The sequence below is a fragment of the Cellulosimicrobium sp. RS genome (genome assembly GCF_046159675.1).
GTDB lineage: Bacteria > Actinomycetota > Actinomycetes > Actinomycetales > Cellulomonadaceae > Cellulosimicrobium > Cellulosimicrobium funkei.
Genome location: NZ_JBJXVU010000001.1, coordinates 459,053 through 474,657, shown reverse-complemented (window position 1 = coordinate 474,657; position 15,605 = coordinate 459,053). Strand labels below are relative to the sequence as shown.

At 74.8% G+C, this 15,605-nt stretch carries 16 protein-coding genes; 6 read left to right on the top strand and 10 right to left on the bottom strand.

The window, feature by feature from the left end; all coding sequences use genetic code 11:
• Position 1: 1 nt before the first annotated feature.
• The 4 genes from ACI769_RS02140 to ACI769_RS02125 form a co-directional block, all read right to left on the bottom strand.
• Positions 2 to 427 carry a TIGR03667 family PPOX class F420-dependent oxidoreductase gene (locus ACI769_RS02140; protein ID WP_085388137.1) on the bottom strand — a complete coding sequence of 142 codons (426 nt, stop codon included), beginning with the start codon at positions 425 to 427 and terminating at the stop codon, positions 2 to 4.
• A complete protein-coding gene (locus tag ACI769_RS02135) occupies positions 427 to 870 on the bottom strand; it encodes a CoA-binding protein (RefSeq protein ID WP_021483339.1) in 444 nt (147 codons plus the stop codon). The genes ACI769_RS02140 and ACI769_RS02135 overlap by 1 nt, the downstream gene beginning before the upstream one ends.
• Before the next feature lie 67 nt (positions 871 to 937).
• Positions 938 to 1,405, bottom strand: coding sequence for a DUF1772 domain-containing protein (locus tag ACI769_RS02130; RefSeq protein WP_409141099.1), 468 nt, complete (start codon positions 1,403 to 1,405; stop codon positions 938 to 940).
• Positions 1,402 to 2,337: an NmrA family transcriptional regulator gene (locus ACI769_RS02125; RefSeq protein WP_232322586.1), complete on the bottom strand. Its 936-nt coding sequence runs from the start codon at positions 2,335 to 2,337 to the stop codon at positions 1,402 to 1,404. Before ACI769_RS02125 ends, ACI769_RS02130 begins: the two co-directional genes overlap by 4 nt.
• A 131-nt stretch (positions 2,338 to 2,468) precedes the next feature.
• Here ACI769_RS02125 and ACI769_RS02120 point away from each other — a divergent pair, with 131 nt between their 5' ends.
• Complete coding sequence (locus tag ACI769_RS02120; RefSeq protein ID WP_085388139.1) at positions 2,469 to 3,419, top strand: AraC family transcriptional regulator; 951 nt, start codon at positions 2,469 to 2,471, stop codon at positions 3,417 to 3,419.
• A 4-nt stretch (positions 3,420 to 3,423) separates the two neighbouring features.
• Here ACI769_RS02120 and ACI769_RS02115 read toward each other — a convergent pair whose 3' ends face one another.
• Positions 3,424 to 3,927 (bottom strand): metallophosphoesterase, encoded by a 504-nt coding sequence (locus tag ACI769_RS02115; protein ID WP_085388140.1) that lies wholly within the window; start codon positions 3,925 to 3,927, stop codon positions 3,424 to 3,426.
• 50 nt (positions 3,928 to 3,977) lie between these two features.
• On the opposite strand from ACI769_RS02115, the gene ACI769_RS02110 reads away from it, so the two are divergent.
• From ACI769_RS02110 to ACI769_RS02095, 4 genes are all read left to right on the top strand, one after another.
• The gene (locus ACI769_RS02110) at positions 3,978 to 4,412 is read left to right on the top strand and encodes a hypothetical protein (protein WP_043654772.1); all 435 of its coding nucleotides are present in this window, start codon (positions 3,978 to 3,980) and stop codon (positions 4,410 to 4,412) included.
• Positions 4,409 to 5,002: an HhH-GPD-type base excision DNA repair protein gene (locus ACI769_RS02105; protein ID WP_043654769.1), complete on the top strand. Its 594-nt coding sequence runs from the start codon at positions 4,409 to 4,411 to the stop codon at positions 5,000 to 5,002. Before ACI769_RS02110 ends, ACI769_RS02105 begins: the two co-directional genes overlap by 4 nt.
• A 61-nt stretch (positions 5,003 to 5,063) precedes the next feature.
• Positions 5,064 to 6,275 carry an AI-2E family transporter gene (locus tag ACI769_RS02100; RefSeq protein WP_171467739.1) on the top strand — a complete coding sequence of 404 codons (1,212 nt, stop codon included), beginning with the start codon at positions 5,064 to 5,066 and terminating at the stop codon, positions 6,273 to 6,275.
• A 102-nt stretch (positions 6,276 to 6,377) separates the two neighbouring features.
• The gene (locus ACI769_RS02095) at positions 6,378 to 6,743 is read left to right on the top strand and encodes a VOC family protein (protein WP_085388142.1); all 366 of its coding nucleotides are present in this window, start codon (positions 6,378 to 6,380) and stop codon (positions 6,741 to 6,743) included.
• 28 nt (positions 6,744 to 6,771) lie between these two features.
• Here ACI769_RS02095 and ACI769_RS02090 read toward each other — a convergent pair whose 3' ends face one another.
• The 4 genes from ACI769_RS02090 to ACI769_RS02075 all read right to left on the bottom strand — a co-directional run bounded on the left by ACI769_RS02090 (position 6,772) and on the right by ACI769_RS02075 (position 11,177).
• Positions 6,772 to 7,161 (bottom strand): hypothetical protein, encoded by a 390-nt coding sequence (locus ACI769_RS02090; protein ID WP_085388143.1) that lies wholly within the window; start codon positions 7,159 to 7,161, stop codon positions 6,772 to 6,774.
• A gap of 66 nt (positions 7,162 to 7,227) precedes the next feature.
• On the bottom strand, positions 7,228 to 8,151 hold the full coding sequence (gene cofE, locus ACI769_RS02085) for a coenzyme F420-0:L-glutamate ligase (RefSeq protein WP_085388144.1): 924 nt from the start codon (positions 8,149 to 8,151) through the stop codon (positions 7,228 to 7,230).
• Positions 8,148 to 9,146, bottom strand: coding sequence for a TIGR03557 family F420-dependent LLM class oxidoreductase (locus ACI769_RS02080; RefSeq protein ID WP_085388145.1), 999 nt, complete (start codon positions 9,144 to 9,146; stop codon positions 8,148 to 8,150). The genes cofE and ACI769_RS02080 overlap by 4 nt, the downstream gene beginning before the upstream one ends.
• A 102-nt stretch (positions 9,147 to 9,248) precedes the next feature.
• On the bottom strand, positions 9,249 to 11,177 hold the full coding sequence (locus ACI769_RS02075) for a DUF4914 family protein (protein WP_085388146.1): 1,929 nt from the start codon (positions 11,175 to 11,177) through the stop codon (positions 9,249 to 9,251).
• Positions 11,178 to 11,383: 206 nt separating this feature from the next.
• Between ACI769_RS02075 and valS the strand changes: the two genes are divergently transcribed.
• Positions 11,384 to 14,191: a valine--tRNA ligase gene (gene valS, locus ACI769_RS02070; RefSeq protein WP_409141098.1), complete on the top strand. Its 2,808-nt coding sequence runs from the start codon at positions 11,384 to 11,386 to the stop codon at positions 14,189 to 14,191.
• A 73-nt stretch (positions 14,192 to 14,264) separates the two neighbouring features.
• Here the strand turns inward: valS and ACI769_RS02065 are convergent, their stop codons facing one another.
• Positions 14,265 to 15,464 (bottom strand): Vms1/Ankzf1 family peptidyl-tRNA hydrolase, encoded by a 1,200-nt coding sequence (locus ACI769_RS02065; protein ID WP_034655925.1) that lies wholly within the window; start codon positions 15,462 to 15,464, stop codon positions 14,265 to 14,267.
• Positions 15,465 to 15,605: the final 141 nt, after the last annotated feature.

Sequence of the window (15,605 nt, the reverse complement as noted above, 5' to 3'; positions counted from 1 at the left end):
CTCAGAAGCCGCGCAGCCGTTCGAGGCGCACGCGCAGCGTCACGGCGTAGTCGTCGTGGAAGCCGTCGGGCGTCGTGCCGAGGCCGCGGATGCCGTCGTCGTACTTCGCGTCGTACGCCGCGCGCTCCGCGGCCGAGAGACCGTCGTCGTCGACCGACGCCGTGCCGGTGAGCACGACGACGTCCCCGCCCGACGGGGTGCTGTTGAGGTGCACCGCGACGCGGGCGTTCGCACGGACGTTGCGCAGCTTGGCCGTGCGCGGCTGGGACTTCACGACGATCTCGTCGGCACCGTCCCAGCGGAACCAGACCGGCGTCGGCTGCGGCGTGCCGTGCGGGTCCACGGTGACGAGCCACACGACCTGCTCGTCGGCGAGCCGCGCCGCAGCGCGTGAGCCGAGGCGCGTCGTGGTGTCGACCGCCGGCATCAGGCCTCCTCGGCCGCCGCGAGGCGCGGCAGCTCGATCGCGGGGCAGCGGTCCATCACCATGTCGAGGCCCGCGTCGCGCACGCGCCGCGCGGCGTCCTCGTCGATCACGTCGAGCTGGAACCACACCGCCTTCGCGCCGATCGCGATCGCCTGGTCGGCCACGTCGCCCGCGAGCTCGGACCGCACGAACACGTCGACGACGTCGACGGGGAACGGGACGTCCGCGAGGCTCGCGTACCCCTGCTCGCCGTGGACGGTCTCCGCCGACGGGTGCACGGGCACGACCCGCTTGCCGTGCTGCTGCAGCACGCGCGCGACCCCGTACGCGGCGCGCGCGGTGTTGTTCGACAGGCCGACGACGGCCCAGGTCTCGGTGCCCTCCAGGACCCGACGGACGGTGTCCTGCTCGTCGGCCGGCACGGCCGCTGTGACGTCGCTCATGTCGTGCGCAACCGGGTCCCGCCCGCGGCTATTCCGCGGCGGGACCCGGCGCGGGCGCCCGCGCACCTCAGACCAGCGAGAGGGCGAGCAGCGCGCTCGACGCCGCACCGGCAACCGTCCGCACGTGGTTCCACGCGAGCCAGCGCGGCAGGAACGCCGTCCACGCCGCCGCCAGGTCGCCCTCGCGCGCCGCGGCGTCGAGCCGCTCGTTGAGCGGGACGTTGCCCACGGCCGTCACGCCGAGGATCCCGACGAGCGCGACGACCGCGCCCGCGAGCGCCCACCCCGCCCGGGCCGCGCCGCCGACGAGCCCGACGACGGCCGCCGCCGCGGGGAGCAGGACGCTCGCGGCGAGCAGGAGCATCAGCGGCGGCCGGAGCGCGTCGCGGTTGATCGCGACCATCGCGGCGCCGCCCTCGCCCGGCGGGAGGCGGCGCAGCCCACCCATCACGAACGTCGAGAACGCGAAGAGCACGCCGCCCGCGAGCCCCGTCGCGACGGCGGCCGCCACGACGAGGGTCGCGAACGCGGTCATGGCGTGGTCTCCACCGTGCGCGTTCCGGCGCCGGTTCCCGCGGCCCACGCGCCCGCCTCGCGCGCCGCGTACTCGCGGAAGTCCCGCGGCTCGCGGCCGAGCGCGACGCGGACGCCGTCGGTCACGGGGGTCCCGCGCCCGTCGAGCACCTCGGTGAAGAGGTACCGCATGAGGTCGACGACGTCGTCGGGCAGCCCGGCCGCAGCGAGGCCCGCGACGAACGCCTCCATGGCGACGGGCTCGTAGCGGACGTCGCGCCCGCTCGCGGCGGCGATCTCCGCGACCGCTTCGTGGAACGTCAGCGCGCGCGGCCCGGTGAGCTCGAGGACGCGCCCCGCGAGGGCATCGTCCGTGAGGGCCGCGACCGCGACGTCGGCGACGTCCTCGAGGTCGACGAACGGCTCCGCGACGTCGTCGACCGGGAGCGCGAGGACGCCGTCGAGCACGGGCTCGAGGAGGAAGCTCTCGCTGAAGTTCTGGTCGAAGAACGCGCACCGCACGACGGTGCGCGCCGGGAACGCCGCGCCGACGAGCTCCTCCGCGCGCTGCGCCTCCTCCTCGCCGCGCCCCGAGAGCAGCACGAGGCGGTGCGCGCCGGCGTCGCGCGCGCGGGCCGCGAGGCGGGCCACGGTCTCCGGGGCCCCGGGGACCGCGAGGTCGGGCGCGTACGCGACGTACACGGCCGCGGCGCCCGCGAGCGCGGGCCCCCAGGTGGCGTCGTCGTCCCAGTCGAAGCGCACGTCGCCGGAGCGCGACGCCCGGCGCACGGGGACGCCGGCCGCGTCGAGCCGGTCGGCGACGCGGCGGCCGGTCTTGCCGGTCGCGCCGAGCACCAGCACGGTGCCGGGCGCAGGTGCCGGTGCGGCGGTCGGTGCCGACGTGCGGGCGGGCGCCGCCGACGGGGCGGCGGTGGGCGGGGTCGAGGCAGGCATGGTGTCTCCCGAGGTGCGAGTAATGGAGCGGTACGGGTCCCACCCAACCGTCGCGCCGCGAGACGTTCCATGGCCGACCGGCTCGCACGCATACGCGATCGTCTCGCCGCGCCCCGGCGTACGCTGGCGCGATGGACGTCGTCGCCGGGCTGCTCGACGGGCCGCGCGCCCGCGGCGCCTTCCTCCTGCGGAGCCACCTGCGCGCGCCGTGGGGCATGCGCATCGAGGACGAGGCGCCGCTGACGATCGTGCCCGTCCTGCGAGGGTCCGGGTGGGTCGGCCCCGGGGCCGACGGCACGTCGCCCGACCCGGGCGAGCACGTCGCCGCGGGCGACGTCGTGCTCCTGCGCGGCCCGGACCACTACGTCGTCGCCGACGCGCCGACCACGGCGCCCCAGGTCGTCGTCGGCCCGGCGTCCGACATGTGCCGGGCGGTCGACGGCGGCCCCTCCCCCATGACCGTGCTCGGCGTGCGGTCGTGGGGCAACGACCCGGACGGCGAGACCGTCATCGTCACGGGCACGTACCCGCTCGACGGCGAGGTCGGGCGCCGGGTGCTGCGCGTGCTGCCCCAGCGCGTGGTCCTGCGCCGCGGGGACGTGGACGGGACGCTCGTCGAGATGCTCGCCCGGGAGGTCGTGCAGGACCTCCCGGGGCAGGAGGCGGTGCTCGACCGCCTCCTCGACCTCCTCCTCATCTCGTGCCTGCGCACGTGGCTCTCGCGCGACGACGCGCCGGGCTGGTACCGCGCCGACGCCGACCCCGTCGTCGGGGCCGCGCTGCGACTCATCCACCACGACCCGGCGCGCGCCTGGACGCTCGACGCGCTCGCGCGGGAGGTGGGGCTGTCGCGCGCGGCGTTCTCGCGCCGTTTCACGGCGCTCGTCGGCGAGCCGCCGATGGGCTACCTCACCGGCTGGCGGCTCGACCTGGCCGCCGACCTCCTCCTGGAGCAGGACGCGACGCTCGCCGCGGTCGCGCGCGCCGTCGGGTACGCGACGCCGTTCGCGCTGAGCGCCGCGTTCAAGCGCGTGCGCGGCGTGAGCCCCGCGGAGCACCGGGCGCGCGCCGGCGCGGCGTGAGCACTCAGCGCGCGACGGGCACGAGCTCGACGTCCCGCAGCGCGCCGTCGTCGACGACGGCCGTGAGGAACGTCCCGACCGGCTGCCGACGGCGGTCCGTCGGCGAGCCGGGGTTGAGCAGGCGCAGGCCGCCCGGCGACGTCGTGTCCCAGGGGATGTGGCTGTGCCCGAACACGAGCACGTCGACGTCGGGGAACGCAGCGTCGGCACGGCGCTCGCGCCCGTCCTTCCCGCCCGTCTCGTGCACGACGGCGAGCCGCAGCCCCTCGACCGTGGTGCACGCCACCTCGGGCAGGCGCGCGTGCAGGTCGGGGCCGTCGTTGTTCCCCGCGACCCCGACGAGGCGCGCCGCGCGCGCCTCCAGCGCGTCGAGCAGGTCGGCGCTCACCCAGTCGCCCGCGTGCACGACGACGTCCGCGTCGTCGACCGCGCGCCACACCTGGTCGGGGAGCGCCCGGGCGCGGACCGGGACGTGCGTGTCGCTGAGCAGGAGGAGTCGGGTGGGCACGCCGCCACGATAGGTCGCGGTCCCGGGGCACGCCGGGTGACGATGGGCCCATGCCGATCCCGCGCTGGGTAGCCCGCAGCAACAGGCGCTTCCTCAACCCCGTCATGCTTCGCGTCGCGACGGGCGTCGGGCCGATGGCCGTCGTCCGCCACGTCGGGCGGCGCAGCGGGCGCGAGTACCGCACCCCGGTCTTCGCGTTCGCCTACCGCGACGGCCCGACCGGTCCGGTCCGCGTCGCGTTCGCCCTCACGTACGGCCCCGACGTGGACTGGGTCCGCAACGTCGAGGCGGCCGGGGAGTTCGTCCTCGAGCGCCGCGGCGTGGAGTACGTCGTCGACGACGTGCGTCGCGTGACCGGCGCGGACGGCCTGCGGCTCCTGCCCGGCTGGACGAGCGCGATCCTGCGGCGCGCGGGCGTCGACGAGTTCCGGACCGGACGGCTGCGCCGGGCACCCGGCCAGCCGGCTGCCATGATGGGGGCATGACCGACCAGCTCTGGATCACCGGCGACCCCGACGCGGACGCGCTGCTCAGCGACGACGCGTTCGCGCTCCTCGTGGGGATGCTGCTCGACCAGCAGTACCCGATGGAGCACGCGTTCGCCGGGCCCCGCAAGATCCGCGACCGCCTCGGCTCGATCGACCCGCGCACCGTGGCGGACACCGACCCCGACGCGTTCGTCACGCTCGCCACGACGCCGCCCGCGATCCACCGCTACGGGCGCTCGATGGCGGGCCGGGTGCAGGAGCTCGCGCGCGTCGTCGTCGAGGAGTACGACGGCGACGCGACCCGGATCTGGACCGCGCCGGGCGCGGACGGCGAGCCGACGGGCGCGGAGGTGCTCGCGCGCCTGCGGGCGCTGCCCGGATTCGGCGACCAGAAGGCGCGCATCTTCCTCGCGCTCCTGGGCAAGCAGCGGGGCGTGCGTCCCGCGGGGTGGCGCGAGGCCGCCGGTCACTACGGGGACGAGGGCTCGCGCCGGTCCATCGCCGACGTCACGAGCCCCGAGTCGCTCGCCGAGGTCCGCACGTTCAAGAAGGCCCAGAAGGCCGCCGCCAAGGCCGCGAAGGGCTGACCCGCCGCGCCGCGCGCGGACGCCCGGGTGCGCGACGCACCCCGGCGGCTATCGTCGGCGCGTGACCACGACGACGCCTCCCGCCCCGGGGCTCCCTCCCGCCACGCGCACGCTCCTGGCCCTCGCCGCCGGCGTCGTCGTCCTCGCCGGGGTCCACGCCGCCCGCGAGGTCCTCGCCCCGATGTTCCTCGCGGCGGTCATCGTCATCATCTGCCACCCCGTGCGCTTCCCCCTGGAGCGCCGGGGCTGGCCGCGGTGGGCAGCGACGGCCGCCGTCGTCACGGTCGCGTACCTCATCCTCGCGGCGCTCGTCGCGATGCTCGCGTTCGCGGGCGTCCGGTTCGTGGACCTCGTCCGCGAGTACCTCCCGGCCCTCGTGCGCGCGGTCGACGACGTGGTGGACCAGCTCGCCGCGGTCGGCATCGACACGGACATCGCCGAGGCGGCCACGTCGTGGCTCGACCCGGGACGCGTCGTCAGCCTCGCGGGCAACGTGTCCGGCATGGCCCTGGGCATCGCGACCGCGTTCTTCTTCGTGCTCGCCTACGCGATCTTCATGGCCGCCGACGCCGCGCGGTACTCCACCGCCGGCTCGGTGTTCGGCGCCGAGCGCGCCGCGACGGTCGACCGGGCGACGCGGTTCAGCGGCGGGGTGCGCCGCTACTTCGTGGTCAACGCGTCGTTCGGCGCCGTCGTCGCCGTGATCGACGGCGTCGCCCTGTGGCTCCTGTCGGTCCCGGCCCCGACCGTGTGGGCGATCCTCGCGTTCGTCACGAACTTCATCCCGAACATCGGCTTCGTCCTGGGGCTCGTGCCGCCCGTCGTCATGGCGTTCGTCGTCGGGGGCTGGCAGCTCGCGCTCGCCGTCGTCGCGGTCTACTGCGTGGTGAACGTCGTGCTCCAGGTGCTCGTCCAGCCGAAGTTCGTCGCCGACGCGGTGAACCTCAGCCTCACGTTGAGCTTCGTCTCCGTCGTCTTCTGGACGTTCGTCATCGGGCCGCTCGGCGCGATCCTCGCCATCCCGCTCACGCTGCTCGTCCGGGCCCTCGTGCTGGAGCCCGACCCGGGCTCGGGCTGGCTGCGCTGGCTCTCCGGGGACGACGCGCCGCGGCCCGCCGAGGACCCGCGGGGCACGGGCTCCCCTCCCGCCGCCGACGCCGTGCCGGACGAGGACGACGCCGCCCCGGCGGAGCCCGCGGGCCCCGAGGCCGACCCTCAGGTGGAGCCTGAGGGTTCCGCCGTCGAGCGCTCCCCCGCGCCGGACGAGCGCTGATCCCCGCCGCACGGTCCGCCCCGGGCCCTGGTGCGCGCGCCACCGCCCTCCCTAGGCTGGTGCTCGGCGGGTGTCCGCCCGTCACCGGCACGGGGAGGAACCATGGCGCACGGAGACATCACGCACATCGACATCCCGGTGAGCGACAACGGCAGGGCCACGCAGTTCTACGGCGAGCTCTTCGGCTGGGAGATCGCGGAGGTGCCCGGCTTCGAGGGCTACCCCATGTGGCAGGCCCCGAACAAGATCAGCGGCGGCGGCCTCGCCCCGCGGTCCGAGGGGTTCACGAGCCCGCGCAGCTACGTCGAGGTCGACTCCATCGAGGAGACGCTCGCCAAGGTCCGTGAGCTCGGCGGGCGGGTCGTGCTGGAGAAGTCGGAGATCAGCCCCACCTCGTGGTGGGCCGCGTTCGAGGACGCCGACGGGAACCAGATCGGTCTCTACGAGGGCACGACGGACGCGGGCTGACCGCGCGCGGCGCGCAGCCGCACGGCCGTCAGGGTCGGGGCGACAGCACGCGGCCGTCCGGGTCGTCGGGCCGGCGCGGCCGCAGCGTGGGCGGGGGCGGCCACGGGAGGTCGTAGCGCTCGACGGGGACGTCGATCGCCCCGAAGTCGTCCGTCTGCACGACGACGCCGTCCGGCGTGACCTCGACGAGCCGGACCCGCAGCGGCGGCGCGTCGTCCTGCTCGAGCACCCAGACGTCGGCGAGCCACGCGAGGCTGCTCGCGTCGAGCGCCTCCTCCGCCTCGAGCCAGTCGACCGGGCCGGTGAGCTCGTGCCCGAGCAGCGACACGGCCACCCAGGCGTCGCCCTCGGGGCGGATCCAGCCCACGTGCTCGCGGTCGTCGGGGCGGCGGTGCGCGATCCAGTCGGAGGGGAGCATCCGGGCAGGCTAGCGGCGACGACGGGGCGCACGCCAGGGGTTTCGCCGCCGCGGGCGCGCCCCGCCTCAGTCCGCGACCGGCTCGTTCCCGGAGCCCTCGCGGTACCCCTCGGCGAACCCGGCCCGGTAGCCGTCGGCGTACGCGGCCTCCCGCGCGGCGTCGTCCCCCTGCTCGCGGCGCGCGTCGGCCTGCCCGCGGGCGTACGCCTCGGCGCTGCCCTCGCGGAACAGGTCGTCGCCCGAGCCGCGCACGAGCACGCGGGCGCCCGGACCGTCCTCGCTCCCGACGTACCGGCCGAGCCCGCGCACCACGGCGACGGGTCGCCCCGCCGCCTTGCCGCGCACGAGCTCGCTCGCGGCCGCCACCTCGTCGACGACGGCGGTCACGGTCACCGACAGCGGCCGCCCGTGGGAGTCCACGCCGCCGCGCAGGTCCTCCGCGACGACGACCCCCGCTGCCCCGATGCCGATGTCGACGAGGCCGTCGCGCCACGCCCGGCCGGAGGTGTCCGTCACGACGACGCCCAGCCGGTCGAGGCCGAACCGCTCGCGGAGCGCGCCGCGCAGCGCCCGCGCGGAGGCGTCGGGGTCGAGCGGGAGCAGCAGGACCGTGCCCTCCGGGGTGTTCGAGGCGTCGACACCCGCCGCGGCCATGACGAGGCCGAGCCGGTTCTCGACGATGCGCAGCGGCGGCTGGCCGGGACGCTCGCGCGTCGCGACGACGCGCACCGTCTCGTCCGTGATCGCCTGCTCGCGGTCCGCCGCGGCGACGACGCGGCCCTCGGCCTTCGAGACGATCTTGCTCGTCACGACGACGACGTCACCGTCCACGAGCGCCTCCCCCGCCAGCAGGTCACCCACGAGCGCGGCGAGGTCGTCGCCCGGCCGGACCTCGCCGAGGCCCTCGGGTGCACACACCGTGAGGCGCGCGGACCGATCGGGGCCCGCGCCGCCGTCGGGCCCGCCGGGTGCGGCGTCGTGCTCGCTCATCGCGCGAGCTTCGGGAGCACCTCGCGACCGAAGACCTCGATCCACTCGCGCTGGTTGCGGCCGACGTTGTGCAGGTAGATGCGGTCGAACCCGAGGTCGACGAACTTCTGGATGTACGCGCGGTGCTCGTCCGGGTCGGCGGAGATCACCATGCGACCCTCGAAGTCCTCCGGGCGCACGAGCTTGGCCATCTGCTCGAAGTCGTGCGGCGAGCGGATGTCCGCCTTGGGGAACTTCATGCCGCCGTTGGGCCACTCGGTCATCGCGTTCGCGAGCGCCTCCTCGTCGGTCGCGGCCCAGGAGAGGTGGAGCTGGAGCACCTTGGGCATCGCCTCGGGGTCGCGGCCGGACTCGCGCACGCCGTCGTCGAACTTGCCGAACAGCATGGAGATCTTCTCGAGCGGCGCCCCCACGGTGATGAGGCCGTCGGCGTGGCGGCCCGCGCGCTTCGCGGTCACGGGGCCGGCGGTCGCGACGAGGATCTCGGGCGCGACCTCGGGCATGGTCCACAGCCGCGTGGACTCCATCTTGTAGAACTGCCCGGAGTGCTTGACGTCCTTGTTGTCGAGCCCGGACTGGAACAGCTTCTTGATGACGTCGATCGCCTCGAACATGCGGTTGATGCGCTCGGGCGCCTCGGGCCAGTAGCCCGCGACGACGTGCTCGTTGAGCGCCTCGCCGGAGCCGAGCCCGAGCCAGTGCCGGCCGGGGTACATCGCGGCGAGCGTCGCGGACGCCTGGGCGACCATCGCGGGGTGCCAGCGGAACGTCGGCGCGGTGACGCCGGGGCCCAGGTCGCCCCGGGTCCGCTCGCCGAGCGCCGTGAGCACGTTCCACACGAACGACGACTCGCCCTGCGCCGGGACCCACGGCTGGAAGTGGTCGGCCGCCATGGTCCCGGAGAAGCCGTGCTCCTCCGCGTAGGCCGAGAGCGCGACGGCCTCGGTCGGGTGGAACTGCTCGAGCATGGCGGCGTAGCCGATCGTCAGACCCATGGGCCGACCTTAACCCTCCGCGGACCGTCCTGGGCGAGCGGGCGCCGGCGCCCGTCCCGCACCGGTCCGGCCCTCGCCGGGCGAGGACCGGACCGGTGCGCCTCAGACGTACAGCGGCGTCAGGTCCGCGTACTCCTCGACCGAGCCGCCGCGCAGGCAGACCTCGATGATCCGCCGACCCAGCGGGTCGAGGTCGTCGGTGAGGAACTGCCGGAGCTCGCTCGCGAAGAAGTCGGTGATGATCCGCGCCCCGGCGTCGTAGGCCTCGACCCCCACCTGGGACTGCAGCTCGGGCCTCAGGAAGGTCGGGCGCACGAGCTGGCCGTCGATCTTCATCTCCGTGAGCGTGTAGCCGAACAGCGGGCAGCGGGCGGGCGTGAGCTCGTCCGGCCGCAGCCGGCCCCCGCCGCGGCGCGCGAGGTACTCGCGCGTGAGCCACTCGGCCGCGAAGTCCACCCGGTAGGCGCCGATGTGCTGGTTGGGGGTGAGCACGTAGCGCGTCCGGTCCGTCTCCACGAGCTGGCGCAGCAGGAGGTTCGCCGCCGCGACCTTCGTCCCCGTCGCGAACGGCCAGTACGACCCGACGCCCTCGGCGACCATGCCCCCGTGGGCGAGCGCCTCCGTCGCCGTGCGCGACTCGCCGATCGACGGGTTCTTGTCGCCGCGCGGCGCGACGAGCCGCCAGATCCAGGCGAGCGCCGCGGGCACCACGTGGGTCATGCCCATGATCCCGTAGGTGGGGTGGTCGCGCGTGCAGGCCGGCATGCGGGCGCCGAACGTGCGCACGTCGACCTCGGCCGGCCCGGCGACGTCGGTGAGCAGGTGCCGCGGCACGACGACACGCGGGTTGGGGCAGCGTCGGCCGTCGGCGTCGAGCGAGTGCTCCCAGGGCAGCACGGTCGCGTCGGGGACGCCGTCGATGTTGAAGAACACGAGCGGCACGTCGGGGTGGATGCACGCACGCTCGAGGTGCGCGTCCTGCCCGTACCCGGTGAGGTTGTCGACGCGCACGAACCAGCCCTCCTCGGCGTCGGTCACCACGAGGCGGCCGTCGCCGGTCTGGAGCGCGGCGTGGCACAGGGTCATGTCGTCGGTGACGGGGGCGAGCGCGCTCGTCTCCCCCAGCGTGATGACGTAGGGCTCGCGCGTGACGACGTTCGTGCCGAGCAGGATCCTGCCGTCCTCCTGGCGCCGCAGGTCCTGGCACATCTCCGACTTGCCGCCGCCCGAGGCCCCCTCGTGCATGATCACGGTCTCGTTCTCGTACGGCGTGGTGACGCGGACCGACGACGCGTGCGCCGTGACCCAGCCCTCCCGCTCGCCGACGTCGAGCAGGACCGAGAACACGCCCTTCTTGGCGCTCGGCCCGGGGTAGAGGTTGTAGGCGAACACCTCGTGGAGCGTCTCGGAGCGGTCGTGCACGACGACCTGGCGCCCGCCGAACCGGGTGTGGCGCAGCGGCGGCGCGACGTAGAGGATCGAGCGCGGCGCGAACGGGCCGAGCTCGTCGAACGTGGCCCAGCCCTGGAGGTCGACGAGGGCGAGCGCGAAGAACGCCGCGTTGACGGGGCAGACGGCGAGCGACGGGTAGCCGTGCGTGCGCCCGCCGGCGCGGAACGGCACGACGACGAGCTCCTGCGCCGCGAGCCACGCGAGCGTCTCGTCCTTGACCGGGCCGAACTCCGCACCGAAGACGTCCCGGTAGCGCGGCTTGTCGGTCGGCAGGTCGTCGGCGATCCGCATGCAGTCCGGGTCCCGGCGGCGCATGTAGTCCTCGGGGTAGTTCACCGCGATCCCGTTGCGGCACCGCACGACCTCCGCCTCGACGACGCGCTCGCCCCCGGCGTCGTACTCGACGGCGAACCGCGGGCCGCCGTCGGGCCCGAGCGCGAGGCGGTAGAGCTCGTCGCGCGACGCCGGGACGACGAGGCGCGGGCACGCCGCGAGGGCGGCGGCGAGGGCGGGCGGCAGGACGACGCCGGGCGGGATCGCCCCGTCGGCGCGCGTGCGGTCGGTGGTCGTGGCGGTCATGGGTGCTCCAGGGGTCGGCGCGGGGATCGGGTCGAGGTGCGCCCACGAGCACCTGTCGCTTTGCGTGCAGATTACGACTCGATGACCATTCGACCCAGGGACCTTCGACCCGTCTCGGTCCGCACGCCGCGGACGGCCGCGGCGACGCCCGCCGGACGCCGAGACGGCGTCCGGCACGGCCCCGGGATCTGGGAGAATGGGCGACCATGAGCGACTTCCCGACGAACGCGCCGACGGGCGCGGCCGAACCCGCTGCAGCAACGACCTCCTCCGCCGGGCACGTAGCCGGTGACGTCGTCCGCGCGGTGGTCGCGGGAGTACCCGACCGGGTGAGCCTCGACGGGCTCGAGGACACCTACGACGCGCGCTGGGCCGAGCAGGGGACGTACGCGTTCGACCGCTCGAAGACCCGCGAGCAGGTCTTCTCCATCGACACCCCGCCGCCGACCGTCTCGGGCTCGCTGCACGTGGGCCACGTGTTCTCCTACACGCACACCGACGTCGTCGCGCGGTTCCAGCGCATGCGCGGCCTCGAGGTGTTCTACCCCATGGGCTGGGACGACAACGGCCTGCCCACCGAGCGGCGCGTCCAGAACTACTACGGCGTCCGCTGCGACCCCACGCTCCCCTACGTCGAGGGCTTCGAGCCCCCGCACGAGGGCGGCGAGGGCAAGTCCGTCAAGGCCGCCGACCAGGTGCCGGTGAGCCGCCGCAACTTCATCGAGCTCTGCGAGCGGCTCACGGCCGAGGACGAGAAGCAGTTCGAGGCGCTGTGGCGCCGGCTCGGGCTCTCGGTCGACTGGGCGCAGCACTACCAGACGATCGACGCACGCTCCCGCACCGCGGCGCAGCGCGCGTTCCTGCGCAACCTCGCGCGCGGCGAGGCGTACCAGGCCGAGGCCCCCGGGCTGTGGGACGTGACGTTCCAGACCGCGGTCGCGCAGGCCGAGCTCGAGGCGCGCGAGTACCCGGGCCACTTCCACAAGGTCGCGTTCCACCGCGTCGCGCCGGGCACCCCGGACGACGGCGCACCCGTCTTCATCGAGACCACGCGCCCCGAGCTGCTCGCGGCGTGCGTGGCGCTCGTCGCGCACCCCGACGACGAGCGGTACCAGCACCTGTTCGGCACCTCGGTGCGCTCGCCGCTGTTCGACGTCGAGCTGCCCGTCCTGGCCCACCCGGCCGCCGAGCGCGACAAGGGCGCGGGCATCGCGATGTGCTGCACCTTCGGCGACCTGACCGACGTGCAGTGGTGGCGCGAGCTGCAGCTCCCGACGCGCTCGATCATCACGCGCGACGGCCGGATCACGCGCGAGACGCCGGACTGGATCACCTCGCACGCCGGCCAGGGCGTGTTCGCCGAGCTCGCGGGCAAGACGACGTTCTCGGCGCGCCAGGTCGTCGTCGACGCGCTGCGCGACGCGGGCGACCTCGACGGCGAGCCCGTGCCGACCCAGCGCAAGGCGAACTTCTTCGAGAAGGGCGACAAGCCCCTCGAGATCGTCACGTCGCGCCAGTGGTACATCCGCAACGGCGGCCGCGACTGGACGACGGCCGACGGCACGACCCGCGACCTGCGCCAGGAGCTGCTGAACCGCGGCAAGGAGCTCGCGTTCCACCCCGACTTCATGCGCGTGCGCTACGAGAACTGGGTCGGCGGTCTCAACGGCGACTGGCTCATCTCGCGCCAGCGCTTCTTCGGCGTCGCGATCCCGCTGTGGTACCCCGTGCTCGAGTCGGGCGAGGTCGACCACGACCACCCGATCGTGCCGTCCGAGGACGCGCTGCCCGTCGACCCGTCGTCCGACGTGCCGGCCGGGTACACCGAGGACCAGCGCGGCGTGCCGGGCGGGTTCGTCGGCGAGAACGACATCATGGACACGTGGGCGACGTCGTCGCTCACGCCGCAGATCGCGGGCGGCTGGGAGGTCGACCCCGACCTGTTCGAGCGCGTCTTCCCCATGGACCTGCGCCCGCAGGGCCAGGACATCATCCGCACGTGGCTCTTCTCCACGGTCGTGCGCTCGCACCTCGAGTTCGGCTCGCTGCCGTGGAAGAACGCCGCGATCTCCGGCTGGATCCTCGACCCCGACCGCAAGAAGATGTCGAAGTCCAAGGGCAACGTCGTCACGCCCATGGGCCTGCTCGAGGAGCACGGGTCGGACGCCGTGCGGTACTGGGCGACGTCGGCCCGCCTCGGCACGGACGCGGCGTTCGAGGTCGGGCAGATGAAGATCGGCCGTCGCCTCGCGATCAAGATCCTCAACGCGTCGAAGTTCGCGCTGTCGTTCGGGATCGACGCCGAGACCGGGACGGGCGAGATCGTCCTCGACCCGGCGCTCGTCACCGAGACGCTCGACCGTGCGATGCTCGCGGGCCTCGCGACCGTCGTCGAGAAGGCGACCGAGGCGTTCGAGGCGTACGACCACACGCGCGCGCTCGAGGTCACCGAGACGTTCTTCTGGACGTTCTGCGACGACTACCTCGAGCTCGTCAAGGACCGCGCGTACGGCGCCGGCGCCGCGGCCTCCGACGTCTCCCCCGAGACCCGGTCCGCGCGCGTCGCGCTCGCCATCGCCCTCGACACGCTCCTGCGCCTGTTCGCGCCGTTCGTGCCGTTCGCGACGGAGGAGGTGTGGTCGTGGTGGCGCGCGTCGGAGGGCTCGATCCACCGCGCGCCGTGGCCCACGCCCGACGTCGCGCGCTCGGCCGCGGGCGACGCCGACCCGGCCGTCCTCACCGCGGCGGGCCACGCGCTCGCGGCGCTGCGCAAGGTCAAGTCCGAGGCGAAGGTGTCGATGCGCACCCCGATCCTCGCGGCGCAGGTCGCGGTGCCGGCGGCGTCGCTCCCCGGCGTCGAGGCGTCCGTCGTCGACGTCCGCAACGGCGGGCGCGTCACCGGCACGCTCGACCTCGTCGCGGCGGCCGAGGGCCAGGGCGACCCGGCCGTCCAGGGCGGGATCGTCGTCGTCTCCTCCGAGCTCGGCGAGCCCGAGGCCCGCAAGAAGGGCTGACCCCGCACGACGACAGCACGACGACGCCCTCCCGGCCGCGGCCGGGAGGGCGTCGTCGTCGGTGGCGGCGGGCCTAGATGATCTCGCCGCGCAGCCTCGAGTCGTCGCCGGACATCGTCGCCGCGACCTCGCGCGGCGTCCCCTCGTCCGCCCAGCGGAGCGTGGCGCCCACGCCCTCGATGAGCTCGACGCTGCCCTCGGGCGCGAACGTCAGCCCGGCGTCCTGCCCGACGGCGGCCCGCACGAGCGCGACCGTGGCGGGCAGCTTCTCCAGGCCGTCGGTCACGCCGAGGGACTCGATCTCCTCGCGGGTCGCGGCGATGTGCAGCGGGCTGGGCCCGATCCACAGCGAGCGGCCGTCGAGCGCGCCGTCCTGCCCGTACTCGTCGGCCAGCACGAGCTCCTTGACCTGGCCGCGCGCGAGCACCGCGACGACGTCCTCCACGGACGTCACCGCGCCGGACTCACGGCCCTGCTCCTGGCGGAACTCCGCGAGGACCTTCTCGCGGCGACGCTCCCGGTAGCTGTCGAGCGCGTCGGCCACGTTCGCCTCGAACGAGGCCTCGTTGATGCCCGCGCCCCGGCCGCCGCCCGGGACCTCGACCACGAGCTCGGAGATCGCGTGCCCGAGCGCGCCCCGCACGAGCGGCACGGCACGCACGTCACCGGTGAGCAGCACGAGCTCGGGCCGGTACTCGGCCGCCTGGCGCTCCAGCTCCGCGGCGACCGCCTCGGCGTTGCGCTCCCAGGAGTCCTCCGCGCGGGACTCGATGCGCTTGTGCGAGAGCCCGCCCGTGCGGACCTTGTTGATGACGTCGTGGCCACCCTCGACCGTCTCCGGCTCCGAGTAGGGCAGGTGGCCGCCCGCGACGGACCACGTGAGGTCCGCGCCCTGCCGGTCGACGACGACGCGCACGTAGTCGACCGACTCGTCCGCCGCGCGGGCCGCCTGCAGCAGCGCGGGCACGGGCCCCCAGGAGCCCTTCGTGAGCGCCGGCGGGTCCTTGACGACCCGGTCGACGAGCACGCCCGTGTCGTCGGCGATCAGCACGCGCCCGTGGGTGCCCCCGACCCGCGTCGGCCGCAGCACCACCTCCTCGAGGTCGTCGAGGACCGCGTCCGGCGCGCCCTCCTGGTGCAGCTGGCGCCGCACTCCCTTCCAGCGGTTCTCGACCTCGCGGTCCCCGGCCTCGTTGGCGCGCGTCGCGTCGATGTACACCGTCGCGAAGGGGCCAGGATGGCCGAGGAGGGGCTTGAGCCAATCGATCTTCATGCGAACACCTCATGACGTCCGTCGGCGTGGCGGGAGGGCCGCCCGACGCGGCGGTGCCGACGCCGGGGGCCCGCCCTGGGTCCCCACCAGGGTCCGTCAGATCGACGGGGGTCGCCACCGCGCGTCGGGCCCGGGAGGCGC